Annotated in this window: 2 protein-coding genes; one reads left to right on the top strand and one right to left on the bottom strand. The window is 65.5% G+C overall.

The features are described from left to right. A partial coding sequence (locus RMP09_RS15460; RefSeq protein ID WP_310566878.1) for an ATP-dependent metallopeptidase FtsH/Yme1/Tma family protein occupies positions 1-697 on the bottom strand: 697 nt, incomplete at its 3' end. A gap of 186 nt (positions 698-883) precedes the next feature. Between RMP09_RS15460 and RMP09_RS15455 the strand changes: the two genes are divergently transcribed. Continuing rightward, positions 884-1,265, top strand: a 382-nt coding sequence (locus RMP09_RS15455) for a DUF4395 family protein (RefSeq protein WP_310566877.1), incomplete at its 3' end; no start/stop codon positions are given.

Here is a 1,265-nt window from a genome sequence, read left to right as displayed (position 1 = left end):
CGACGCCGACGAACATCTCGACGAACTCGCTGCCCGAGATCGAGAAGAACGGCACCTTCGCCTCGCCGGCCACCGCCTTGGCCAGCAGCGTCTTGCCGGTGCCCGGCGGGCCGACCAGCAGCACGCCCTTGGGGATGTGCGCGCCCAGCCGCCCGTACTCCTGCGGGTGGCGCAGGAAGTCGACCACCTCCTCGAGTTCCTGGCGCGCCTCGTCGACGCCGGCCACGTCGGCGAAGGTCACGCCGGTGTCGGTCTGGATGTAGACCTTGGCCTTGCTCTTGCCGATCGACATGAAGCCGCCCATGCCCTGCTTGTCGGCGAAACGGCGCATCAGGAAGATCCACAGGCCGAAGAACACCAGCGCCGGGATCACCCACGACATCAGGTCGCGCAGCAGCGTGCTCTGCACGACGCGCGTGTACGGCACTTCCCAGCGCTCCAGCCGCTCGGCCAGCGCGGGCTCCACGCGGTTGGCCACCAGTGTGGTCTTGCGGCCCTCGGGCTGCTTCAACTGCCCGGTGATGCGGTTGTCGGAGATGGTGACCTTGGCGATGCGGCCCTCCTCGAGGGCCTTCTCGAACTCGCTGTAGGGCACGGCCTCGACCTGCGTCGCGGACTGCCACAGGTCCTGCAGCGTGACGAGCAGCATCAGGGCGATGACCCAGTAGACGATGGTCCAAGTCTGCTTCTTTTCCATGGCGGGTCCAAGTCGGATGGCAACGCTCGCCAGTGTGCCAGCCGGCAAGGCGTTGACGGCGCTGCGTGGGGCCGACCGTTTGCCTCAATGCAACGATTTTTCCGGATGATCACTCAGGAATAATCGACTTTACTTGTACGCGCACGCCTGGAGAATCCCGCCGGTACGTACTGCCAAGAGGTCACCTTGCTTCGCTTTGACATCCCCCAAGTCTGGTCCAACGTCATTCGCCTCGAGGCCTTGGTCAGCACGCTCGTCTGCGTCCTGGCCCTGCTCGTGTCGCCGTGGCTGCTGGGACTCCTGATCCTGCAAGGCGCCGTGCGCGGGTTCATCGGACACCACCGCTGCCCGTCACACCTGCTGTGGAAGGCCGCGCTCGCCCGTGTCGGGTGGTCCGGGCGGAAGGAAAATGCAGGCGCCAAGATGTTCGCCAACAAGATGCTGTTCTTCGCCAGCTCGATCTCGTTGGGCCTCTATGCCGCGGGCAGCGGCCTCTGGGTCGTGCCTGCCCTCGCGTTGATCGTGTTCGCGACCGCAGAGTGGGCACTTTCCTTCTGCGCCGTCTGCT

The sequence above is a fragment of the Hydrogenophaga sp. genome (assembly GCF_031426985.1).
Taxonomy (GTDB): Bacteria; Pseudomonadota; Gammaproteobacteria; order Burkholderiales; family Burkholderiaceae_C; genus Hydrogenophaga.
The sequence above is the reverse complement of the archived record's forward strand: the minus strand, read 5'-3'. Positions and strand labels throughout refer to the sequence as shown.